The following is a 20,983-nucleotide window of genomic DNA, read 5'->3' as shown; positions in this document are numbered from 1 at the left end:
ACTCTATAAATAGGCGGCCAGGGCCGCTTCCAGGTTGCCTTGGGCGCGCAGGATCAGTTCGCAGAACTCGCGGGCAGCGCCTTCGCCACCACGCGCCTGGGTCACGCCGTCGGCATGTTCGCGCACGAAAGGCACGGCGTTGGCCACGGCCATGCCCAGGCCGACGCGGCGGATGGGCGCCAGGTCCGGCAGGTCGTCGCCCAGGTAGGCTACCTGTTCATAGCTTAGGCCCAGTTGTGCCAGAAGGTCGTCCAAGGCCACCAATTTGTCTTCGCGGCCCTGGTAAAGGTGGGCAATGCCCAGGCTTTTGGCCCGGCGCTCGACGATCGGGTTTTTGCGCCCGGTAATGATTGCCGTGGCCACGCCCGAGTTGATCAGCATCTTGATGCCTTGACCATCCAGGGTGCTGAAGGTCTTGATCTCGCTGCCGTCTTCACAGAAGTACAGGCGGCCGTCAGTCAGCACACCGTCCACGTCGAAGACGGCCAGTTTCACGGCCTGGCCGCGTTGCAGCAGGTCCTGGGTCATTACATTACTCCCGCACGCAACAGGTCGTGCATGTTCAGGGCGCCCACGGGGCGATCCTGCTTGTCGACCACCACCAGCGCGCTGATCTTGTGGTCTTCCATGATTTTCAGGGCCTCGGCGGCCAGCATCTCGGCGCGGGCAGTCTTGCCGTGGGGCGTCATCACTTCTTCGATGCGTGCGCTGTGCACGTCGATGGTGCGGTCCAGCGTGCGGCGCAGGTCGCCGTCGGTGAAGATCCCGGCCAGTGTGCCGTCGTCTTCTTCCACCACGGTCATGCCCAGGCCCTTGCGGGTCATTTCCATCAGGGCTTCCTTGAGCAGCGTGCCACGCTTGACCCGCGGCAACTCGTCGCCCGAATGCATCACGTTTTCGACCTTGAGCAGCAGCCGGCGGCCCAGCGCGCCACCGGGGTGCGAGAAGGCGAAGTCTTCGGCGGTGAAACCGCGGGCCTCCAGCAGGGCGATGGCCAGGGCGTCGCCCATCACCAGCGCAGCCGTGGTGGAGGAGGTGGGCGCCAGGTTCAACGGGCAGGCTTCCTGGGCAACGCTGGCGTCGAGGTTGACCTCGGCGGCCTTGGCCAGGGGCGAATCCGGGTTGCCGGTGAGGCTGATCATCTGGATGCCCAGGCGCTTGATCAGCGGCAGCAGGGTGACGATCTCGGCGGTGGAACCGGAGTTCGACAAGGCCAGGATGATGTCGTCACGGGTGATCATGCCCATGTCGCCGTGGCTGGCCTCGGCCGGGTGCACGAAAAAGGCCGTGGTGCCGGTGCTGGCCAGGGTGGCGGCGATCTTGTTGCCGATGTGCCCTGACTTGCCCATGCCCACCACGACGACGCGGCCCTTGCTGGCCAGGATCATCTCGCAGGCGCGGACGAAATCGGCGTTGATATGGGCCAGCACGCCCTCAACCGCCTCGAGTTCCAGGCGGATGGTGCGGTGTGCAGATTGGATCAGGTCGCTGGATTGGCTCATGTCGAAAACGTATTGCCTGATGAAAAGGCGGCGATTATAGCTGTATTGGTGGAAACCCTCACCTTCGATCGTCATCCTTTAAATGTCTTGTTGCCGAACCGTCCATGCAACAGCCTTGGGGCGCGTGTGTCAGGGGTGATATAGTTCGCCGCCAGTTGGCCCGCCAGAAGCGCGCGTGTCTTCGTGACGGGGGGAAGCGTCCGAGGATGGGCTGCATCGCAAGGAGTTTAGATGAGTGCCGATAATGACTACGCGGTCGAGCTGAAGGGCGTCTCCTTCAAGCGCGGTTCGCGGAGTATTTTCAACAATGTCGATATCCGCATTCCACGCGGCAAGGTCACCGGTATCATGGGGCCTTCCGGGTGCGGCAAGACCACGCTGCTGCGCCTGATGGGTGCACAGTTGCGCCCCAGCGGCGGCGAAGTCTGGGTCAATGGCCAGAACCTGCCGACCCTGTCGCGTAGTGATCTGTTCGACGCCCGCAAGCACATGGGCGTGCTGTTCCAGAGCGGCGCCCTGTTCACCGACCTCGACGTGTTCGAGAACGTCGCGTTCCCGCTGCGCGTGCACACCGACCTGCCCGAAGAGATGATTCGCGACATCGTGCTGCTCAAACTGCAGGCCGTGGGCCTGCGCGGTGCGGTGGAGCTGATGCCCGACGAGCTGTCCGGTGGCATGAAACGTCGCGTGGCATTGGCGCGGGCCATCGCCATGGACCCGCAGATCCTGATGTACGACGAACCTTTCGTCGGCCAGGACCCCATCGCCATGGGCGTGCTGGTGCGGCTCATCCGCCTGCTCAATGACGCGCTGGGCATTACCAGCATCGTGGTGTCCCATGACCTCGCCGAAACCGCCAGCATCGCCGACTACATCTATGTGGTGGGTGATGGCCAGGTGCTGGGGCAGGGCACGCCACAGGAGCTGATGGCAGCCGATAACCCGCGCATCCGTCAATTCATGAAAGGCGACCCCGATGGGCCGGTACCTTTCCATTTTCCGGCGCCGGACTACCGCGCCGATCTTCTGGGGACGCGCTGATGCGCAAGAAATCACTACTGGAACGCATTCGCCTGTTTGGCCGCGCGGCCATCGACATGGTGGCGGTGCTGGGGCGCTCCGGGCTGTTCCTGATGCATGCACTGGTCGGCCGCCGCGGTGTGGGCGGCGGTTTTCAACTGCTGGTCAAGCAACTGTATTCGGTCGGCGTGATGTCGCTGCTGATCATCGTCGTGTCCGGCATGTTCATTGGCATGGTGCTGGCCCTGCAGGGTTTCAGCATCCTCACCAAGTACGGCTCGGAGCAGGCGGTGGGGCAGATGGTTGCCCTGACGTTGCTGCGCGAACTGGGGCCGGTGGTTACCGCGCTGCTGTTCGCCGGCCGTGCGGGTTCGGCGCTGACGGCCGAAATCGGCAACATGAAATCCACCGAGCAACTGTCCAGCCTGGAAATGATCGGCGTCGACCCGCTGAAGTACATCGCGGCGCCGCGCCTGTGGGCAGGTTTCATCTCCTTGCCTATCCTGGCCATCATCTTCAGTGTCGTGGGTATCTGGGGCGGCTCCTGGGTGGCCATCGACTGGCTGGGCGTGTATGACGGCTCGTTCTGGGCCAACATGCAGAACAGTGTCAACTTCACCGACGACGTCATCAACGGCGTGATCAAAAGCATCGTGTTCGCTTTTGTCGTGACGTGGATCGCCGTATTCCAGGGCTACGACTGCGAGCCCACTTCAGAGGGCATCAGCCGCGCCACCACCAAGACCGTGGTGTACGCCTCGCTGGCCATCCTGGGCCTGGACTTTATTCTGACCGCTTTGATGTTTGGAGATTTCTGATGCAAAACCGCACCCTGGAAGTCGGTGTCGGCATGTTTCTGCTGGCCGGGATACTGGCGTTGATTCTGCTGGCTCTTCGCGTCAGTGGTCTGTCGACCAGTTCCGCCAATGACACCTACAAGCTTTACGCCTACTTCGATAACATCGCCGGCCTGACCGTGCGCGCCAAGGTCACCATGGCCGGTGTCACCGTTGGCAAGGTCACCGCCATCGACCTGGATCGTGACAATTTCACCGGTCGCGTCACCATGCAGATCGACAAGAACGTGAATAACCTGCCGACCGACTCCACGGCTTCTATTCTCACTGCGGGCCTGCTGGGCGAGAAGTACATCGGCCTGAGCGTGGGGGGTGAAGACACCCTGCTCAAGGATGGCGGAACCATTCACGACACCCAGTCGTCCCTTGTACTGGAAGATCTGATCGGCAAATTCCTGCTCAATACCGTTAGCAAAGACGCCAAATGAGGAGTTACTCCATGATGTCCATCCTGCGACGTGGCCTGCTGGTACTGCTGGCCTGTGTGCCGCTGCTGGCCAATGCTGCCGACCAAAGCGCCCATGACCTGGTGGATCGCACCACCAAGGAACTGCTGGCCGACCTGGCTGCCCACAAGGATCAGTACAAGGCCGATCCCAGCAAGTTCTATGACGCGCTGAACAACATCATCGGCCCTGTGGTGGATGCCGACGGCATCTCCAAGAGCATCATGACCGTCAAGTACTCGCGTGGCGCCACCCCGGACCAGCTGAAACGTTTTGAAGAAAACTTCAAGCGCGGGCTGATGCAGTTCTATGGCAATGCCTTGCTGGAGTACAACAACCAGGGCATCACCGTGGGCCCGGCCAAGGGTGACGAAGGCGACCGCACCAGTGTCGACATGACCGTCAAGGGCAACAACGGCGCTGTCTACCCAGTGCAGTACACCCTGGTCAAGCTCAATGGCGAATGGAAAGTGCGTAACGTCATCGTCAACGGCATCAACATCGGCAAGCTGTTCCGTGACCAGTTCGCCGACGCCATGCAGCGCAATGGCAACAACCTGGACACCACCATCAACAACTGGGCCGGTGAAGTGGCCAAGGCCAAGGCCGAGAACGGCACGGGTGCCGCCAAGGAAGCTCAATGAGCCAGGCCGCCATCAGCCAGGGCGCTGGCGGCGAACTGCTGCTTAGCGGTGTGCTGGACTACAGCACCGGCAGCGCCCTGCGCAAGCAGGGCCAGGCACTGGTCAAGGCCAGTACCGGCGCGGCATTGGTGCTCGATTGCGCAGGCGTGGTCAAGTCCAGCAGCGTGGGCCTGTCCCTGCTGCTGTGCCTGCAGCGTGATGCCATCGCGGCGGGCAAGAGCCTGACCTTCCGGGCCTTGCCGCGTGACATGCAGCAAATTGCCGAAGTGTGCCAATTGACCGCTATTTTGTCCGCAGCGTGAACATTCAGGCACAATGAACCAGCCCCTCCGTCAGAGTCCTCGCATCCGGGGTTCGCAGGCGAGGGGCTTTTTTTGTATGATGGCCGACCCGCGCGCACAGGGCGCCGATCGAGGTTGAGCATGCAGGCCGTAGAAGTTAAAAGCTTCCTTGAAGCACAGCTGGCAAATGTCCAGGTCGAAGTTGAAGGCGAAGGCTGCAACTTCCAATTGAACGTGATCAGTGACGAACTGGCCGCATTGAGCCCAGTGAAACGTCAGCAGCAGATCTATGCTCATCTCAATCCCTGGATCGTCGATGGCAGCATCCATGCGGTCACAATGAAATTTTTCAGCAGCGCAGCCTGGGCTGAGCGCACCTGAGCCTAAAGGCGTCGAGATTCTAATGGACAAACTGATTATTACTGGCGGCGTTCGTCTTGATGGCGAAATCCGCATTTCCGGGGCAAAGAACTCTGCCCTGCCGATTCTCGCTGCAACGCTGCTGGCCGATGGCCCGGTTACCGTGGCCAACCTGCCGCACCTGCACGACATCACCACGATGATCGAGCTGTTCGGTCGCATGGGCATCGAGCCGGTGATCGACGAGAAGCTGTCGGTCGAGATCGACCCACGCACCATCAAGACCCTGGTCGCGCCGTACGAGCTGGTGAAAACCATGCGCGCCTCGATCCTGGTGCTGGGCCCGATGGTTGCCCGTTTCGGTGAGGCCGAAGTGGCCCTGCCTGGCGGTTGCGCCATTGGTTCGCGTCCGGTGGACCTGCACATCCGTGGCCTGGAAGCCATGGGCGCGGTCATCGACGTGGAAGGCGGCTACATCAAGGCCAAGGCGCCGGAAGGCGGTCTGCGTGGCGCCAACTTCTTCTTCGATACCGTCAGCGTGACCGGTACCGAGAACATCATGATGGCCGCAGCGCTGGCCAACGGCCGCAGCGTGCTGCAGAACGCCGCGCGCGAGCCTGAAGTGGTCGACCTGGCCAACTTCCTGATCGCCATGGGTGCCAAGATTCACGGCGCCGGTACCGACACCATCACCATCGATGGCGTCAAGCGCCTGGACTCGGCCACCTACAAGGTGATGCCGGACCGTATCGAGACCGGCACCTACCTGGTGGCCGCTGCTGCCACCGGTGGCCGCGTCAAGGTCAAGGACACCGACCCTACCATTCTCGAAGCGGTACTTGAGAAGCTGAAGGAGTCGGGCGCCGAAATCACCGTGGGCGAGGACTGGATCGAGCTGAACATGCACGGCAAGCGTCCGAAGGCCGTCAACGTGCGCACCGCGCCGTACCCGGCGTTCCCGACCGACATGCAGGCGCAGTTCATCTCCCTGAACGCCATTGCCGAAGGCACCGGCGCGGTCATCGAGACCATCTTCGAAAACCGCTTCATGCACGTGTACGAAATGCACCGCATGGGCGCGCACATTCAGGTGGAAGGCAACACCGCCATCGTCACCGGTACCGAAAAGCTCAAGGGCGCGCCAGTGATGGCCACCGACCTGCGTGCTTCGGCCAGCCTGGTGATTTCGGCGCTGGTCGCCGAAGGTGACACCCTGATCGACCGCATCTACCACATTGACCGTGGTTACGAGTGCATCGAGGAAAAACTGCAGATGCTGGGCGCGAAAATCCGTCGCGTGCCGGGCTAACCTGCTTCGGGCGCACGGATGCGCCCCATGAATCTGTCCAGCCGGGCCTTCGGGGCCTGGCAGTGGCCCGGCGCCGATTGCGACCGGGCACAATCCTGATTAAGGAAAGACGTTTTCCATGTTGACCATCGCGCTGTCCAAGGGCCGCATTCTCGATGACACCCTGCCACTGCTGGCAGAGGCGGGCATCGTGCCCACCGAGAATCCGGATAAAAGCCGCAAGCTGATCATCCCCACGACCCAGGACGATGTGCGCCTGCTGATCGTGCGTGCCACCGACGTGCCGACGTATGTCGAGCATGGCGCGGCCGACCTCGGCGTGGCCGGCAAGGACGTGCTGATGGAATACACAGGCCAAGGCCTGTACGAGCCGCTGGACCTGCAGATTGCCAAGTGCAAGCTGATGACCGCCGGTGCCATTGGTGCCGTCGAGCCCAAGGGCCGCCTGCGCGTGGCCACCAAGTTCGTCAACGTAGCCAAACGCTACTACGCCGAACAGGGCCGTCAGGTCGACATCATCAAGCTGTACGGCTCCATGGAGCTGGCCCCGCTGATCGGCCTGGCCGACAAGATCATCGACGTTGTCGACACCGGCAACACCCTGCGCGCCAACGGCCTGGAACCCCAGGAACTGATCGCCACCATCAGCTCCCGCCTGGTGGTGAACAAGGCGTCCATGAAGATGCAGCACGCCCGCATCCAGGCGCTGATCGACACCCTGCGCAAAGCGGTAGAGTCGCGACACCACGACTGACCCACACGCGCGGCCTTGAGCCGCGCCCATCTATCCGTGTCATAGCCAGAATTCTCAGGTGCCCACGCGGATGGCTTGGTAGTCTAGCGGCGCCTGAGATTTGCTATTTTCAGCATTCGCCAACTATTGAGGCCCGCTATGACCACGTCCACTGCAATCCGCCGACTCGACGCCACTGATCCGGACTTCGCGCGCCATCTGGATCATCTGCTGAGCTGGGAAAGCGTGTCCGACGACTCGGTCAACCAGCGCGTGCTCGATATCATCAAGGCCGTGCGCGAGCGCGGTGATGCTGCCCTGGTGGAATTCACCCAGCGTTTCGACGGCCTGGAAGTGGCTTCCATGGCTGACCTGATCCTGAACCGTGAACGCCTGGAATTGGCCCTGACGCGCATCACCGCCGAACAGCGCCAGGCCCTGGAAACCGCCGCTGCCCGTGTGCGCAGCTACCACGAGAAGCAGAAGCAGGACTCCTGGAGCTACACCGAAGCCGACGGCACGGTACTGGGCCAGAAGGTTACCCCGCTGGACCGCGCCGGCCTGTACGTGCCAGGCGGCAAGGCGTCGTACCCGTCTTCCGTGCTGATGAACGCCATCCCTGCCAAAGTGGCCGGCGTGACCGAAGTGGTCATGGTGGTGCCCACCCCGCGTGGCGAGGTCAATGAACTGGTACTGGCCGCGGCCTGCATCGCCGGTGTCGACCGCGTGTTCACCATCGGTGGCGCCCAGGCTGTTGCTGCGCTGGCCTATGGCACCGAAAGCGTCCCGCAGGTGGACAAGGTAGTCGGCCCGGGCAACATCTACGTGGCCACCGCCAAGCGCCACGTGTTTGGCCAGGTGGGTATCGACATGATCGCCGGCCCGTCGGAAATCCTCGTGGTGTGCGACGGCCAGACCGATCCGGACTGGATCGCCATGGACCTGTTCTCCCAGGCCGAGCACGACGAAGACGCCCAGTCGATCCTGGTCAGCCCGGACGCCGAGTTCCTCGATAAAGTCGCCGCCAGCATCGACAAGCTGCTGCCCACCATGGACCGCGCCGAAATCATCAAGACCTCGATCAACGGCCGTGGCGCGCTGATCAAGGTGGCCGACATGGACCAGGCCATCGAAGTGGCCAACCGCATCGCCCCCGAACACCTGGAGCTGTCGGTGGCCGACCCGCAAGCCTGGCTGCCGAAAATCCGCCATGCCGGTGCGATCTTCATGGGCCGCCACACCAGCGAAGCGCTGGGCGACTACTGCGCCGGCCCCAACCACGTGCTGCCTACCTCGGGCACCGCGCGGTTCTCTTCGCCGCTGGGCGTGTACGACTTCCAGAAGCGCTCTTCGATCATCTTCTGCTCGCAGCAAGGTGCCTCCGAGCTGGGCAAGACCGCTTCCATCCTGGCCCGCGGCGAGTCGCTGAGCGCCCACGCCCGCAGCGCCGAATACCGCATTCTCGCCGACGACAAGCAGGGGAACTGAAACATGAGCAAATTCTGGAGCCCCTTCGTCAAGCAACTGGTGCCTTACGTACCGGGCGAGCAACCCAAGGTGGCCAACCTTGTGAAGCTCAACACCAACGAAAATCCCTACGGCCCGTCGCCTAAGGCCATCGAAGCCATGCGCGCCGAGCTGGGTGACAGCCTGCGCCTGTACCCGGACCCCAACAGCGACCTGCTCAAGCAAGCGGTGTGCGAGTTCTACGGTGTGCAGGCCAACCAGGTGTTCCTGGGCAACGGCTCGGACGAAGTGCTGGCGCACATCTTCCACGGCCTGTTCCAGCACGACGCACCGCTGCTGTTCCCGGACATCAGCTACAGCTTCTACCCGGTGTATTGCGGCCTGTACGGCATCGACTTCGAACAGGTAGCGCTGGACGAGCAGTTCCAGATCCGCGTCGAAGACTACGCCCGTCCCAACGGCGGCATCATCTTCCCCAACCCCAACGCCCCTACCGGCTGCCTGCTGGCGCTGGACGCGGTCGAGCAACTGGTGAAGAACAGCCCGGATTCGGTGGTGGTGGTCGATGAGGCCTACATCGACTTCGGCGGCGAGACGGCCATTGGCCTGGTCAACCGCTACCCCAACCTGCTGGTGACCCAGACCCTGTCCAAGTCGCGCTCGCTGGCAGGCCTGCGGGTTGGCCTGGCCGTGGGCCACCCCGACCTGATCGAGGCGCTGGAGCGGGTCAAGAACAGCTTCAACTCCTACCCCCTGGATCGCCTGGCCATCGTCGGTGGCGCGGCGTCGTTCAAGGATCGCGAGTACTTCGAACACACCTGCAAACTGGTGATCGACAGCCGGGAGAAGCTGGTGGCCGAGTTGGAACAGCGCGGTTTTGAAGTGCTGCCGTCGGCGGCCAACTTCATCTTCGCCCGCCACCCGCAGCAGGATGCGGCCGCCATTGCTGCCAAAGTGCGTGAGAAGGGCGTCATCGTGCGTCACTTCAAACAACAGCGGATTGCCCAGTTCCTGCGCATCAGCATCGGTACGCCCGAGCAGAACCAGGCGCTGCTGGACGCGCTGTAAACCCTGTTACTGCACTTCTTCGGTGGCACTCGGCGCCGGCGGCGGCCGCAGTCCCACTTCAGCCGTCAGCTTCATTTCCTTGCCATTGCGCATGATCTGGATGCTGATCTTGTCGTTGGGCTTGGTGCGCGCCACCTGGTTCATCGACTTGCGCCCATCACCCGCAGGCTGACCGTCGATGCTGAGGATCACGTCACCCAGTTGCAGGCCGGCTTTCTGCGCAGGGCCGTCACGGAAGATGCCGGCGACGACGATGCCCGGACGATCCTTCAGGCCAAACGAGTCCGCCAGTTCCTGGGTCAGCGGCTGCACTTCAATACCCAGCCAGCCACGAATCACCTGGCCATGCTCGATGATCGACTTCATCACCTCCAGCGCCAGCTTGACCGGAATGGCGAAACCGATGCCTTGAGAGCCACCGGACTTGGAGAAGATCGCGGTGTTGATGCCGGTCAGGTTGCCGTTGGCGTCCACCAGAGCGCCACCGGAGTTGCCGGGGTTGATCGCGGCATCGGTCTGGATGAAGTCTTCATAGGTGTTCAGGCCCAGCTGGTTGCGGCCAGTGGCGCTGATGATGCCCATGGTCACGGTCTGGCCGACGCCGAAGGGGTTGCCGATGGCCAGGGCGACGTCGCCGATGCGGATGTTGTCGGAGCGGCCGATGGTGATCGACGGCAGGTTTTGCAGGTCGATCTTCAGCACTGCAAGGTCAGTCTCCGGGTCGCTGCCGATCACCCGCGCCAGGGTCTCGCGGCCATCCTTGAGGGCCACCACGATCTGGTCGGCACCGGATACCACGTGGTTGTTGGTCAGCAGGTAGCCTTCCGGGCTCATGATCACGCCCGAACCCAGGCTCGACTCCATGCGCTTCTGCTTGGGCAGGTTGTCGCCGAAGAAACGGCGGAACTGCGGGTCTTCGAACAATGGGTGGTTGTTTTTGTTCACCACTTTGGTGGTGTACAGGTTGGCCACCGCCGGTGCGGCGAGTACCACGGCGTCGGCATAGGTGACCGGGCCCTGCACCACGCTGGACGAGGTCTGGGCCACCTGTTGCAGGTTGACGTCCTGGCTGGGCAGGCCTACCAATTGCGGAAAACGCTGGATGATCAGCAATGCGATGAGTAAACCAGTCAGCAGCGGCCAGCCAAAATAACGCAGTGCCTTGAACATTGAACGGATCCTGGGAGTTTTCACGGAGCGTGAGCCAAACCCGGTCGGGTGGCTCATAATGGGCGCCATTATACGAGTGCTTTAGCCGCTCTGAACTGCTATTTAGGAGTCTTTTATGGCTGTTGCCCTGAGCACCCTGGTCGAAGAAGCCGACCGCTACCTCAACAGCGCGAAAATCCAGGATTATTGCCCCAATGGCCTGCAGGTTGAGGGGCGTCCGCAGGTGATGCGCATCGTCAGCGGCGTCACTGCCAGTCAGGCGTTGCTGGACGCGGCGGTGGAAGCTCAGGCTGATTTGATCCTGGTGCATCACGGCTATTTCTGGAAGGGCGAGAACCCGTGCGTGGTCGGCATGAAGCAGCGCCGGCTGAAAACGCTGCTCAAACATGACATCAGCCTGTTGGCCTACCATCTGCCGCTTGATCTGCACCCGGAAGTGGGCAACAACGTGCAGTTGGCGCGCCAGCTGGATATCACCGTGGAAGGCCCGCTGGACCCGGCAAACCCGCGGGTGGTGGGGCTGTTGGGTTCCCTGGCCGAGCCGATGACCGCCCGCGACTTCGCCCGTCGCGTGCAGGATGTGATGGGTCGCGAACCGCTGGTGATCGAAGGCAGCGAGATGATTCGCCGGGTGGGTTGGTGCACCGGAGGCGGGCAGGGCTACATCGACCAGGCCATCGCAGCCGGTGTTGACCTGTATATCAGTGGCGAAGCCAGCGAGCAGACGTTCCACAGCGCGCGGGAAAACGATGTGAGCTTCATCGCCGCCGGCCACCACGCCACTGAGCGCTATGGCGTGCAAGCCCTGGGCGACTACCTGGCCCGACGCTTCGCGCTGGAGCACATCTTCATCGACATCCCCAACCCGATCTGATGTAGCCGCTGCCGCCAGGCTGCGCTGGCCTTTTTGTTCGCCGAAGATTTTCAGTGAGGCGCAAGGCGAGCGCAGCCTGGCGGCAGCGGCTACACACCCAAACTCCCGGGCATATTCTTATACTGCTTCGTTCTAACCACCCAATTAGATAGAAGTGGTCGCTGTGCTAGAGTGGGCGGCTCGAACACGGCCCGCAGGCCGTCCATAACGAATGTAATCCCCGTGAGTAGCCATGGTCGACAAACTGACGCATTTGAAACAGTTGGAGGCGGAGAGCATCCACATCATCCGTGAGGTGGCCGCCGAGTTCGATAACCCGGTGATGCTCTATTCCATCGGCAAAGACTCCGCCGTGATGCTGCACTTGGCACGCAAGGCGTTCTTCCCCGGCAAACTGCCGTTCCCCGTGATGCACGTGGACACCCAGTGGAAGTTCCAGGAGATGTACAAGTTCCGCGACCGCATGGTTGAAGAACTGGGCCTGGACCTGCTGGTGCACGTGAACCCCGAAGGCGTGGCGCAGGGTATCAACCCCTTCACCCACGGCAGCTCCAAGCACACCGACATCATGAAAACCCAGGGCCTGAAACAGGCACTGGACAAGTACGGCTTCGACGCCGCCTTCGGTGGCGCGCGCCGCGACGAAGAGAAGTCGCGTGCCAAGGAACGTGTTTACTCGTTCCGTGACAGCAAGCACCGTTGGGACCCGAAAAACCAGCGCCCGGAGCTGTGGAACGTCTACAACGGCAAGGTCAACAAAGGCGAATCCATTCGCGTGTTCCCCCTGTCGAACTGGACCGAGCTGGACATCTGGCAGTACATCTACCTGGAAGGCATCCCGATCGTCCCGCTGTACTTCGCCGCCGAGCGTGAAGTCATCGAGAAGAACGGCACGCTGATCATGATCGACGACGATCGCATCCTCGAGCACCTCAGCGAGGAAGAAAAAGCGCAGATCGTCAAAAAGAAAGTGCGTTTCCGTACCCTTGGCTGCTACCCGTTGACGGGCGCGGTGGAGTCGGAGGCCGAAAGCCTGACCGACATCATTCAGGAAATGCTCCTGACGCGAACTTCCGAGCGCCAGGGCCGGGTCATCGACCACGATGGTGCCGGCTCGATGGAAGACAAAAAACGTCAAGGCTATTTCTAAGTTAGGGTCAGACCATGTCGCACCAATCCGATTTGATCAGCGAAGACATTCTCGCTTACCTGGGCCAGCACGAACGCAAAGAGCTGCTGCGCTTTTTGACCTGCGGTAACGTCGACGACGGCAAGAGCACCCTGATCGGGCGCCTGCTGCACGACTCCAAGATGATTTACGAAGATCACCTGGAAGCCATTACCCGCGACTCGAAGAAAGTCGGCACCACCGGTGAAGACATCGACCTGGCGCTGCTGGTGGACGGCCTGCAGGCCGAGCGCGAGCAAGGCATCACCATCGACGTGGCGTACCGCTACTTCTCGACCGCCAAGCGCAAGTTCATCATTGCCGACACCCCGGGCCACGAGCAGTACACCCGCAACATGGCCACCGGTGCGTCCACCTGTGACCTGGCGATCATCCTGGTGGACGCCCGCTACGGCGTGCAGACCCAGACCCGTCGCCACAGCTACATCGCCTCCCTGCTGGGTATCAAGCACATCGTGGTGGCCATCAACAAGATGGACCTCAAGGGCTTCGACGAAGGCGTGTTCGAGGAAATCAAGGCCGATTACCTGAAGTTCGCCGAAGGTATTGCCCTGAAACCGAGCAGCCTGCACTTCGTGCCGATGTCGGCCCTCAAGGGCGACAACGTGGTCAACCGCAGCGAGCGTTCGCCGTGGTACACCGGCCAGTCGCTGATGGAAATCCTCGAAACCGTGGAAGTGGCCGGCGACCGCAACCTGACCGACCTGCGCTTCCCGGTGCAGTACGTCAACCGTCCCAACCTGAACTTCCGTGGCTTCGCCGGTACCCTGGCCAGCGGCATCGTGCACAAGGGCGACGAAGTCGTGGTGCTGCCGTCGGGCAAGAGCAGCCGGGTCAAATCCATCGTCACCTTCGAAGGTGAGCTGGAGCAGGCGGGCCCAGGTCAGGCCGTGACCCTGACCATGGAAGACGAGATCGACATCTCCCGTGGCGACCTGCTGGTGCATGCCGACAACGTGCCGACGGTCACCGACAGCTTCGACGCGATGCTGGTGTGGATGGCTGAAGAGCCGATGCTGCCGGGCAAGAAGTACGACATCAAGCGCGCCACCAGCTACGTGCCGGGCTCCATTGCCAGCATCGTCCACAAGGTCGACGTCAACACCCTGGCCGAAGGCCCGGGCAGCGCGCTGGCCCTGAACGAGATCGGCCGGGTGAAAGTGGCGCTGGACACCTCCATCGCCCTGGACGGTTACGACAGCAACCGCACCACCGGCGCGTTCATCGTGATCGACCGCCTGACCAACGGCACCGTCGGCGCCGGCATGATCATCGCCCCGCCGGTAGTACCGCACGGTTCGGCTGGTCATCACGGCAAGCAGGCCCACGTTGCCACCGAGGAGCGTGCCCTGCGCTTCGGCCAGCAGCCGGCCACCGTGCTGTTCAGCGGCCTGTCGGGCGCTGGCAAGAGCACCCTGGCCTACGCCGTGGAGCGCAAGCTGTTCGACATGGGCCGCGCGGTGTACGTGCTGGATGGCCAGAACCTGCGTCATGACCTGAACAAGGGCTTGCCGCAGGACCGCGCCGGGCGTACCGAGAACTGGCGCCGTGCCGCTCACGTGGCGCGTCAGTTCAACGAAGCTGGCCTGCTGACCCTGGCCGCCTTCGTGGCGCCGGATGCCGAAGGCCGTGAACAGGCCAAGGCCTTGATCGGTGCCGACCGTCTGGTGACCGTCTACGTGCAGGCATCGCCGCAGGTATGCCGCGAGCGTGATCCACAGGGCCTGTATGCGGCCGACGGCGACAACATCCCGGGTGAATCCTTCCCGTACGATGTGCCGTTGAACGCTGACCTGGTGGTGGACACCCAAAGCGTTTCGGTGGAAGAGGGCGTCAAGCAAGTGCTGGACCTGCTGCGTTCGCGCGGCGCGATCTAAGCGCTTAGCCCTGAAAAAGCCCGCCCCTCGCAAGAGCGGCGGGCTTTTGCTTGCCTACCTCCTCCACAGGATGGGGGGCATTCAGGCGCCCTTGCCCACCATCAAATAGAAAATCGCGATAAACGCCAGAAACGCCGGCCACCCCAGGCCAAACCACCACGCCATGTAGCGCCGTGCGTTCAACGGCATCGCCGTGCCCTGGGCCAACGCCTGATCGGCCAGCCGATGCACGCGAATCTGCAGCCACACCACCGGCAACCAGCACACTCCCGCAAACACATACAGGCCCATGCTCCACAGCAGCCATGGGCTCATCAGCGGCCAACCGGCCAGGTGCATCAGGCCCAGCCCGCTCAGTGGCTGGAACACCGCCGCCGTGGCAGTAAACGCCCAGTCAGCGAACACCAAATGGCGAAAGGTGGCGGCAATCACCGCAACGTTGGCGCTGCGCCATGCCCGCAGGGCGTAATAGGCAGACCCAAGGCCTGTGCCGAACAGCACGGTCGAGGACAGAATGTGCAAGGTTTTGAGGATCAGGTACAGGCTCACGGGCGGGCCTCCTGGCCGTACAGCCACAGGGTGGCGATGATCAGCACCAGGTTCTTGGAGACCCCGCCGTACGGGTCGAGCCAGTAGTGGGGCAACACCAGGGTGATGAACAGCGTATACGCGACCATCAGCACCAGTTGCGCCATCAGCACCCTGCGGCGCCAGCGCTTGAACAGCAGGCCCAGTCCCAGCACCGCGTCGCAACCTGCGCCACCGATCACTGCCAGCGACGCCAGCCAGCCGCTGGCACCGGCTTCGGCCATTATTCGCACGCCCCAGTCATAGCCGGGGCCCACGCAGGTAAAGGCGGTCCACAGCCAGGTAAACAACAGGGCGGCCAGCAAGGCGGGTCGCAGCCAGGGGGTAGGGATGTCCATCTCGATACCGCGTTCCGTGAGGGGAGGGCGAACATTCTGCCATTCACTGCCGCCAAGGTGCGCCAGATTCATCGAACCCGTTTAGAATGTCGCGTCAGGCGCCACCTTTTCTGCCCTGCACAGCGAAAAACAGCCTGACAGCACTCCCGCCTATCTCTGGATACGAAATTACCTGCATGATGGAAAATCTGCTTCTGGTCGCGCTCTATTTAGCGGCGATGGCCATTTTTTGCGTGGGTTCAAGCCGCCTGCCACTCCTCACCGAAGAGGCACAACACCGCGTTTCGTCACTGGACGGGCTGCGCGGCGTGCTGGCCACCGCGGTGCTGGCGCACCACTTCACGGTCAGCTACTACTGGCATGTCACCTCGGTATGGCAGATGACGGACAGCCGGCTGATCAACAACATGGGCGCAGTGCCGGTATCGCTGTTCTTCATGATCACCGGCTATCTGTTCGGCGGTAAGGTGTATCGCGGGGCGCCGCAGTGGAAGGCCATCGCGGCTTCGCGTATCCGTCGGATCTTCCCCATGTACCTGACCAGTGTCGCGCTTGTCGTGGCCATCGCGTTCTACACGCAGGGCGGTCACCTGGGTTCGCTGGCCGACTTCGGCAAGTCGCTTGGCCAATGGCTGGTCTTCATCGGCGTGCCATTCAACGACATCGACGATACCCGCCGCATCAACGCCGGCGTGCAATGGACGTTGCTGTACGAAGCGGTGTTCTACCTGGCCCTGCCACTGCTGTATTGCCTGCTGCGTCGCCGTTTGGCCATTGCGGCGGTACTGGTCTCGGTGCTGGCACTGGCAGCATTGTGGCCCCTGTATGGGCACCATTTCAGCAACAGCTACATCAAACTGTTCGTGGCCGGTATCGTCGTGGCCGTGCTGGAAGACTGGCTCAAGGCCAAGGCCATCGACTATGGCGGCTGGAAGTGCACCCTGGTGGCCTTGGCCGTGCTGGTGCTGTGCATGACACTGAAGCCGTACTCCAAGGCGCAGATGATCATCCTGGCCATCCCGTTTGCCCTGTTCGTGCTGGGTAACAGCCTGAACGGCCTGCTGGAGCACCGCGGCCTGAAGATCCTCGGCGAGGCCAGTTTCAGCATCTACCTGTTGCACGGCATCGTGATCTACCTGCTGTTCAGCGTGTTCGGCATCTACGACTTCCAGGCAGCCGACTTCCGCCATTACGTGTGGTACCTGCCGTTGGTGCTGTGGCTGGTGGCGAGCGTGAGTGTGGCGACCTACTGGGGCATCGAGCGCCCGTTCATCCGCCAGCGCCCACGCCCCACGGCACAGGCGCCTGCCTGACCTGTAGCCGCTGCCGCCAGGCGGCGCTCGCCCCATTACCCAGTGCAGATCTTCGGTGAGGCACAGGGCCAGCGCAGCCTGGCGGTAGCGGCTACGAGATAAAAAAACGGAGCCCGAAGGCTCCGTTTTTTCATGCAACGCAGTTTACTTGCGCTTCAACCCATACTGCTCATCCAGCATACCCGGCGAGTTCGGCGCCTTGGGCGCGTAGTCGCGTGGCGGCTCGGAGTCGCGGGGTGGGGTGAGGCGTTCGCGCGGGCCGGCGCTTTCGGCGTGCAGGGCTGCCAGCAGGCGTTGGCGGGTCAGCTCGTCCAGGGCCAGCTGGTTGGCGCCCTCGGCGAGATGTTCCTGCACTTCCTGGTAGCTCTGGGTCATTTTCTTGACCAGCGAGGCCGTTGTGTTGAAGTGAGTGACCACGTCATTCTGGTAGCTGTCGAAGCGTTCCTGAATCTCGTCCAGCTGGCGCTGAGTGCTGCTGGGGGCGGCATTGGGCACGAGGCGGGCGACGACCAGGCCAATCACGACACCCACGACGAGGGCGATAGTCGGCAACAACCAAACTAAGAGCGAGTGTTCCACGAGTCCTTCCTCTATAAACGGCTTTGCTTTACGTTAACGGCTCTAACCTGCGCTGTATACCGCGAGCAATCGCAAATATTTCAGACAGAATCCTTCGACTAGACGAGTCGACCCCTTTCGAGGTCACGGAGTACCCCCTTGCTGATCCGCGAAACCCCCGTTTTCATTGATGGCCCGCAAGGCCAGCTCGAAGCGCTGTACCTGGATAGCGCCGACGCGCGCGGCATTGCGCTGATCTGCCACCCCAACCCGGTGCAGGGCGGCACCATGCTCAACAAGGTGATCTCGACCTTGCAGCGCACGGCCCGGGATGCCGGTTTTGTTACGTTGCGTTTCAATTATCGTGGCGTCGGCCAGAGCGCCGGCAGCCATGACATGGGCAGCGGCGAAATCGATGACGCCCAGGCTGCGGCCGCCTGGCTGCGTGCCCAGCACCCGGAACTGCCATTGACGCTGCTGGGCTTCTCGTTCGGCGGCTTCGTCGCCGCTGCCCTGGGCGGCCGGCTGGAAGCGGCAGGCCAAAGCGTGCAGCGCCTGTTCATGGTGGCCCCTGCGGTAATGCGCCTGACGCCGGAGCATAGCCTGCCTTTGGGCGGTACGCTGACCGTGATCCAGCCCGAAACCGACGAAGTGGTGGACCCGGCCCTGGTGTACGCCTGGTCCGAGCAGCTGCAACGCCCCCATGAGCTGCTGAAAGTGGCAGAATGCGGACACTTTTTTCATGGCAAGCTGACCGACCTGAAAGATCTGGTCCTGCCACGCCTTTCGAACTGATTGCAGACTGACAAGAATCCGACCATGACCACTCGTATCCTGACCGGTATCACCACCACTGGCACCCCGCACCTGGGCAACTATGCCGGCGCCATTCGCCCGGCCATCGTCGCCAGCCGCCAGAGCGACGCCGACTCGTTCTATTTCCTGGCCGACTACCACGCGCTGATCAAGTGCGATGACCCGCTGCGCATCCAGCGCTCGCGCCTGGAAATCGCCGCGACCTGGCTGGCTGCCGGCCTGGACGTGGACCGTGTGACCTTCTACCGTCAGTCCGATATCCCCGAAATCCCCGAGCTGACCTGGCTGCTGACCTGCGTGGCCGGCAAGGGCCTGCTCAACCGTGCGCACGCCTACAAGGCCTCGGTGGACAAGAACGTCGAAAATGGCGAAGACCCGGACGCCGGCATCACCATGGGCCTGTTCAGCTACCCGGTGCTGATGGCCGCCGACATTCTGATGTTCAACGCCCACCAGGTGCCGGTGGGGCGTGACCAGATCCAGCACGTGGAAATGGCCCGCGACATCGGCCAGCGCTTCAACCACCTGTTCGGCCAGGGCCGCGAGTTCTTCGTGATGCCCGAGGCGCTGATCGAGGAAAGCGTGGCCACCTTGCCGGGCCTGGACGGGCGCAAGATGTCCAAGAGCTACGACAACACCATCCCGCTGTTCACTAGCGCCAAGGAGATGAAGGACGCGATATCGCGCATCGTCACCGACTCCCGTGCCCCGGGTGAGGCGAAGGACCCGGACAACTCGCACCTGTTCACCTTGTTCCAGGCCTTCGCTACCCCGGCGCAACAGGCCGAGTTCCGCGAAGAGCTGCTGCAGGGCCTGGGCTGGGGCGAAGCCAAGAACCGCCTGTTCAACCTGCTGGACGCCGAACTGGGCGAAGCCCGCGAGAAGTACCACCAGTTCATCGCCCGCCCGGCCGACCTGGAAGACATCCTGCTGGCTGGCGCTGCCAAGGCCCGCAAGGTGGCCACGCCGTTCCTCGGCGAGCTACGCGAAGCCGTGGGCCTGCGTTCATTCCGCGAGCAGGCGCACGTCGCCACCGCCACCGCCACCAAGAAGAAGGCCGCCAAGACCGCCCGTTTCGTCAGCTTCCGCGACGAAGACGGCAGCTTCCGCTTCCGCCTGCTGGCCGCCGATGGCGAGCAACTGCTGCTGTCGCGCAGCTTTGCCGATGGCAAGGCCGCCGGCCAGGTCAGCAAGCAACTGCAGAGTGGCGCGGCGCTGGACGTTCGCAGCGATGGCAACGGCTTTACCCTGTGGCTGGACGACGCTTGCGTCGGCGACAGCCCCGAGTTCGCCGATACCGCCAGCCGTGACGTCGCCGTAGAGGCTCTGCGCCTGGCCTTGCAGCCTCAACAGGACTAATGCGACCAACTGTCGCAAGTCTAATTGCCATAACCCAGGGTCGTCGTTACAGTGACGGCCCGTTTTTGTTGCCCTGCTAACGAATATGACGCCTCTAGAACGATATCAAGCTGACCTCAAACGCCCCGAGTTCTTCCATGATGCTGCGCAGGAAACTGCGGTTCGCCACCTGCAGCGTCTGTACGACGATCTGATTGCGGCGCATGACAGCAAGCCAGGCCTGTTCGGCAAGCTGTTCGGCAAGAAGGAGCAGCCGCTGGTCAAGGGCCTGTACTTCTGGGGCGGCGTAGGGCGGGGCAAGACCTACCTGGTGGACACCTTCTTCGAAGCGCTGCCCTTCAAGGAAAAGGTGCGTACTCACTTCCACCGCTTCATGAAGCGCGTGCACGAAGAGATGCGCACCCTCAAGGGCGAGAAAAACCCGCTGACGGTGATCGCCAAACGCTTTTCCGATGAAGCACGGGTTATCTGCTTCGATGAATTCTTCGTTTCCGACATCACCGACGCCATGATCCTGGGCACGCTGATGGAAGAGCTGTTCAAGAACGGCGTGACGCTGGTGGCCACCTCCAACATCGTCCCCGACGGCTTGTACAAGGATGGTCTGCAACGCGCGCGCTTCCTGCCAGCCATTGCGCTGATCAAGCAGAACACCGAGATCGTCAACGTCGACAGTGGCGTGGACTACCGCCTGCGTCACCTGGAGCAGGCCGAGCTGTTTCACTACCCGCTGGACGAAGCCGCTCACGAAAGCCTGCGCAAGAGCTTCAAGGCCCTGACGCCCGAGTGCACGGCGGCGGTGGAAAACGACAAGCTGATCATCGAGAACCGCGAAATCCTCGCCCTCAAGACCTGTGACGACGTGGCCTGGTTCGACTTCCGCGAACTGTGCGACGGCCCGCGTAGCCAGAACGACTACATCGAACTGGGCAAGATCTTCCATGCCGTATTGCTCAGCGGCGTGGAGCAGATGGGCGTGGCGACCGATGACATCGCGCGACGCTTCATCAACATGGTCGACGAGTTCTACGACCGCAACGTCAAGCTGATCATCTCGGCCGAGGTTGAACTCAAGGACCTGTACACCGGTGGGCGCCTGAACTTTGAGTTCCAGCGTACCTTGAGCCGTCTGCTGGAAATGCAGTCGCACGAATTCCTGTCGCGCGCGCACAAGCCCTGACCCTGTAGCCGCTGCCGCCAGGCTGCGCTGGCCC

22 protein-coding genes and 1 pseudogene are annotated in these 20,983 nt (G+C 62.4%); 17 read left to right on the top strand and 6 right to left on the bottom strand.

Going from position 1 to position 20,983, the window contains the following annotated elements; translation table 11 throughout:
- Window positions 1-3: 3 nt before the first annotated feature.
- Together ACZ9GA_RS23810 and ACZ9GA_RS23805 are read right to left on the bottom strand one after the other, a co-directional pair.
- On the bottom strand, window positions 4-528 hold the full coding sequence (locus ACZ9GA_RS23810) for a KdsC family phosphatase (RefSeq protein WP_027976820.1): 525 nt from the start codon (window positions 526-528) through the stop codon (window positions 4-6).
- Window positions 528-1,502 (bottom strand): KpsF/GutQ family sugar-phosphate isomerase, encoded by a 975-nt coding sequence (locus ACZ9GA_RS23805; protein WP_457360377.1) that lies wholly within the window; start codon window positions 1,500-1,502, stop codon window positions 528-530. Before ACZ9GA_RS23805 ends, ACZ9GA_RS23810 begins: the two co-directional genes overlap by 1 nt.
- A 231-nt stretch (window positions 1,503-1,733) precedes the next feature.
- Between ACZ9GA_RS23805 and ACZ9GA_RS23800 the strand changes: the two genes are divergently transcribed.
- From ACZ9GA_RS23800 to hisC, 10 genes are all read left to right on the top strand, one after another.
- A complete protein-coding gene (locus tag ACZ9GA_RS23800) occupies window positions 1,734-2,543 on the top strand; it encodes an ATP-binding cassette domain-containing protein (protein WP_457360379.1) in 810 nt (269 codons plus the stop codon).
- Window positions 2,543-3,340, top strand: a complete 798-nt coding sequence (mlaE, locus tag ACZ9GA_RS23795) for a lipid asymmetry maintenance ABC transporter permease subunit MlaE (protein WP_027976823.1) — start codon at window positions 2,543-2,545, stop codon at window positions 3,338-3,340. The genes ACZ9GA_RS23800 and mlaE overlap by 1 nt, the downstream gene beginning before the upstream one ends.
- Window positions 3,340-3,807, top strand: coding sequence for an outer membrane lipid asymmetry maintenance protein MlaD (mlaD, locus tag ACZ9GA_RS23790; protein ID WP_457360381.1), 468 nt, complete (start codon window positions 3,340-3,342; stop codon window positions 3,805-3,807). The genes mlaE and mlaD overlap by 1 nt, the downstream gene beginning before the upstream one ends.
- An 11-nt stretch (window positions 3,808-3,818) precedes the next feature.
- On the top strand, window positions 3,819-4,469 hold the full coding sequence (locus ACZ9GA_RS23785; RefSeq protein ID WP_027976824.1) for an MlaC/ttg2D family ABC transporter substrate-binding protein: 651 nt from the start codon (window positions 3,819-3,821) through the stop codon (window positions 4,467-4,469).
- Window positions 4,466-4,771, top strand: coding sequence for an STAS domain-containing protein (locus ACZ9GA_RS23780; protein WP_457360383.1), 306 nt, complete (start codon window positions 4,466-4,468; stop codon window positions 4,769-4,771). Before ACZ9GA_RS23785 ends, ACZ9GA_RS23780 begins: the two co-directional genes overlap by 4 nt.
- 120 nt (window positions 4,772-4,891) lie before the next feature.
- Window positions 4,892-5,131, top strand: a complete 240-nt coding sequence (locus ACZ9GA_RS23775) for a BolA family protein (RefSeq protein ID WP_027976826.1) — start codon at window positions 4,892-4,894, stop codon at window positions 5,129-5,131.
- A gap of 22 nt (window positions 5,132-5,153) precedes the next feature.
- The gene (gene murA / locus ACZ9GA_RS23770) at window positions 5,154-6,419 is read left to right on the top strand and encodes a UDP-N-acetylglucosamine 1-carboxyvinyltransferase (RefSeq protein WP_027976827.1); all 1,266 of its coding nucleotides are present in this window, start codon (window positions 5,154-5,156) and stop codon (window positions 6,417-6,419) included.
- Between the two features lie 118 nt (window positions 6,420-6,537).
- On the top strand, window positions 6,538-7,173 hold the full coding sequence (gene hisG, locus ACZ9GA_RS23765; RefSeq protein WP_027976828.1) for an ATP phosphoribosyltransferase: 636 nt from the start codon (window positions 6,538-6,540) through the stop codon (window positions 7,171-7,173).
- A 138-nt stretch (window positions 7,174-7,311) separates the two neighbouring features.
- Window positions 7,312-8,640, top strand: coding sequence for a histidinol dehydrogenase (hisD, locus tag ACZ9GA_RS23760; RefSeq protein ID WP_457360386.1), 1,329 nt, complete (start codon window positions 7,312-7,314; stop codon window positions 8,638-8,640).
- A gap of 3 nt (window positions 8,641-8,643) precedes the next feature.
- Window positions 8,644-9,687, top strand: coding sequence for a histidinol-phosphate transaminase (hisC, locus tag ACZ9GA_RS23755; protein WP_457360388.1), 1,044 nt, complete (start codon window positions 8,644-8,646; stop codon window positions 9,685-9,687).
- A 6-nt stretch (window positions 9,688-9,693) separates the two neighbouring features.
- Here the strand turns inward: hisC and algW are convergent, their stop codons facing one another.
- The gene (gene algW / locus ACZ9GA_RS23750; protein ID WP_457360390.1) at window positions 9,694-10,857 is read right to left on the bottom strand and encodes a Do family serine endopeptidase AlgW; all 1,164 of its coding nucleotides are present in this window, start codon (window positions 10,855-10,857) and stop codon (window positions 9,694-9,696) included.
- 115 nt (window positions 10,858-10,972) lie between these two features.
- Between algW and ACZ9GA_RS23745 the strand changes: the two genes are divergently transcribed.
- The 3 genes from ACZ9GA_RS23745 to cysN all read left to right on the top strand — a co-directional run bounded on the left by ACZ9GA_RS23745 (window position 10,973) and on the right by cysN (window position 14,797).
- Window positions 10,973-11,731 carry a Nif3-like dinuclear metal center hexameric protein gene (locus tag ACZ9GA_RS23745; RefSeq protein ID WP_457360392.1) on the top strand — a complete coding sequence of 253 codons (759 nt, stop codon included), beginning with the start codon at window positions 10,973-10,975 and terminating at the stop codon, window positions 11,729-11,731.
- A 232-nt stretch (window positions 11,732-11,963) separates the two neighbouring features.
- Window positions 11,964-12,881, top strand: a complete 918-nt coding sequence (gene cysD, locus ACZ9GA_RS23740; protein WP_008365348.1) for a sulfate adenylyltransferase subunit CysD — start codon at window positions 11,964-11,966, stop codon at window positions 12,879-12,881.
- Window positions 12,882-12,895: 14 nt separating this feature from the next.
- Window positions 12,896-14,797, top strand: coding sequence for a sulfate adenylyltransferase subunit CysN (gene cysN, locus ACZ9GA_RS23735; RefSeq protein ID WP_457360394.1), 1,902 nt, complete (start codon window positions 12,896-12,898; stop codon window positions 14,795-14,797).
- Between the two features lie 81 nt (window positions 14,798-14,878).
- Here the strand turns inward: cysN and ACZ9GA_RS23730 are convergent, their stop codons facing one another.
- Together ACZ9GA_RS23730 and ACZ9GA_RS23725 are read right to left on the bottom strand one after the other, a co-directional pair.
- Complete coding sequence (locus ACZ9GA_RS23730; RefSeq protein WP_457360396.1) at window positions 14,879-15,346, bottom strand: DUF2269 family protein; 468 nt, start codon at window positions 15,344-15,346, stop codon at window positions 14,879-14,881.
- Window positions 15,343-15,702, bottom strand: a pseudogene (locus ACZ9GA_RS23725) (DoxX-like family protein); the annotation flags it as partial. The pseudogene ACZ9GA_RS23725 and the gene ACZ9GA_RS23730, both read right to left, overlap by 4 nt.
- 254 nt (window positions 15,703-15,956) lie before the next feature.
- Between ACZ9GA_RS23725 and ACZ9GA_RS23720 the strand changes: the two are divergent.
- Window positions 15,957-17,036, top strand: a complete 1,080-nt coding sequence (locus tag ACZ9GA_RS23720) for an acyltransferase family protein (protein WP_457360398.1) — start codon at window positions 15,957-15,959, stop codon at window positions 17,034-17,036.
- A 144-nt stretch (window positions 17,037-17,180) separates the two neighbouring features.
- On the opposite strand, the gene ACZ9GA_RS23715 is transcribed toward ACZ9GA_RS23720, so the two are convergent.
- Window positions 17,181-17,615: a Z-ring associated ZapG family protein gene (locus ACZ9GA_RS23715; protein ID WP_455923523.1), complete on the bottom strand. Its 435-nt coding sequence runs from the start codon at window positions 17,613-17,615 to the stop codon at window positions 17,181-17,183.
- 138 nt (window positions 17,616-17,753) lie between these two features.
- On the opposite strand from ACZ9GA_RS23715, the gene ACZ9GA_RS23710 reads away from it, so the two are divergent.
- From ACZ9GA_RS23710 to zapE, 3 genes are all read left to right on the top strand, one after another.
- Window positions 17,754-18,389, top strand: coding sequence for an alpha/beta hydrolase (locus ACZ9GA_RS23710; protein WP_457360400.1), 636 nt, complete (start codon window positions 17,754-17,756; stop codon window positions 18,387-18,389).
- A 24-nt stretch (window positions 18,390-18,413) separates the two neighbouring features.
- Window positions 18,414-19,769 carry a tryptophan--tRNA ligase gene (locus ACZ9GA_RS23705; protein ID WP_457360402.1) on the top strand — a complete coding sequence of 452 codons (1,356 nt, stop codon included), beginning with the start codon at window positions 18,414-18,416 and terminating at the stop codon, window positions 19,767-19,769.
- 85 nt (window positions 19,770-19,854) lie between these two features.
- Window positions 19,855-20,949 (top strand): cell division protein ZapE, encoded by a 1,095-nt coding sequence (zapE, locus tag ACZ9GA_RS23700; RefSeq protein ID WP_457360404.1) that lies wholly within the window; start codon window positions 19,855-19,857, stop codon window positions 20,947-20,949.
- Window positions 20,950-20,983 lie beyond the last annotated feature (34 nt).

Source organism: Pseudomonas sp. TE3644, from assembly GCF_056278815.1.
The sequence above is the reverse complement of the archived record's forward strand: the minus strand, read 5'-3'. Positions and strand labels throughout refer to the sequence as shown.

Excerpts from the sequence above, each read along its gene's own strand:
- hisG (WP_027976828.1), top strand. The coding sequence starts at position 6,538 with ATGTTGACCATCGCGCTGTCCAAGGGCCGCATTCTCGATGACACCCTG.
- ACZ9GA_RS23780 (WP_457360383.1), top strand. The coding sequence starts at position 4,466 with ATGAGCCAGGCCGCCATCAGCCAGGGCGCTGGCGGCGAACTGCTGCTT.
- murA (WP_027976827.1), top strand. The coding sequence starts at position 5,154 with ATGGACAAACTGATTATTACTGGCGGCGTTCGTCTTGATGGCGAAATC.
- ACZ9GA_RS23745 (WP_457360392.1), top strand. The coding sequence starts at position 10,973 with ATGGCTGTTGCCCTGAGCACCCTGGTCGAAGAAGCCGACCGCTACCTC.
- mlaE (WP_027976823.1), top strand. The coding sequence starts at position 2,543 with ATGCGCAAGAAATCACTACTGGAACGCATTCGCCTGTTTGGCCGCGCG.
- ACZ9GA_RS23800 (WP_457360379.1), top strand. The coding sequence starts at position 1,734 with ATGAGTGCCGATAATGACTACGCGGTCGAGCTGAAGGGCGTCTCCTTC.
- ACZ9GA_RS23810 (WP_027976820.1), bottom strand. The coding sequence starts at position 528 with ATGACCCAGGACCTGCTGCAACGCGGCCAGGCCGTGAAACTGGCCGTC.
- mlaD (WP_457360381.1), top strand. The coding sequence starts at position 3,340 with ATGCAAAACCGCACCCTGGAAGTCGGTGTCGGCATGTTTCTGCTGGCC.
- ACZ9GA_RS23785 (WP_027976824.1), top strand. The coding sequence starts at position 3,819 with ATGATGTCCATCCTGCGACGTGGCCTGCTGGTACTGCTGGCCTGTGTG.
- hisD (WP_457360386.1), top strand. The coding sequence starts at position 7,312 with ATGACCACGTCCACTGCAATCCGCCGACTCGACGCCACTGATCCGGAC.
- ACZ9GA_RS23705 (WP_457360402.1), top strand. The coding sequence starts at position 18,414 with ATGACCACTCGTATCCTGACCGGTATCACCACCACTGGCACCCCGCAC.
- algW (WP_457360390.1), bottom strand. The coding sequence starts at position 10,857 with ATGTTCAAGGCACTGCGTTATTTTGGCTGGCCGCTGCTGACTGGTTTA.
- ACZ9GA_RS23805 (WP_457360377.1), bottom strand. The coding sequence starts at position 1,502 with ATGAGCCAATCCAGCGACCTGATCCAATCTGCACACCGCACCATCCGC.
- hisC (WP_457360388.1), top strand. The coding sequence starts at position 8,644 with ATGAGCAAATTCTGGAGCCCCTTCGTCAAGCAACTGGTGCCTTACGTA.
- cysD (WP_008365348.1), top strand. The coding sequence starts at position 11,964 with ATGGTCGACAAACTGACGCATTTGAAACAGTTGGAGGCGGAGAGCATC.
- cysN (WP_457360394.1), top strand. The coding sequence starts at position 12,896 with ATGTCGCACCAATCCGATTTGATCAGCGAAGACATTCTCGCTTACCTG.
- ACZ9GA_RS23775 (WP_027976826.1), top strand. The coding sequence starts at position 4,892 with ATGCAGGCCGTAGAAGTTAAAAGCTTCCTTGAAGCACAGCTGGCAAAT.
- zapE (WP_457360404.1), top strand. The coding sequence starts at position 19,855 with ATGACGCCTCTAGAACGATATCAAGCTGACCTCAAACGCCCCGAGTTC.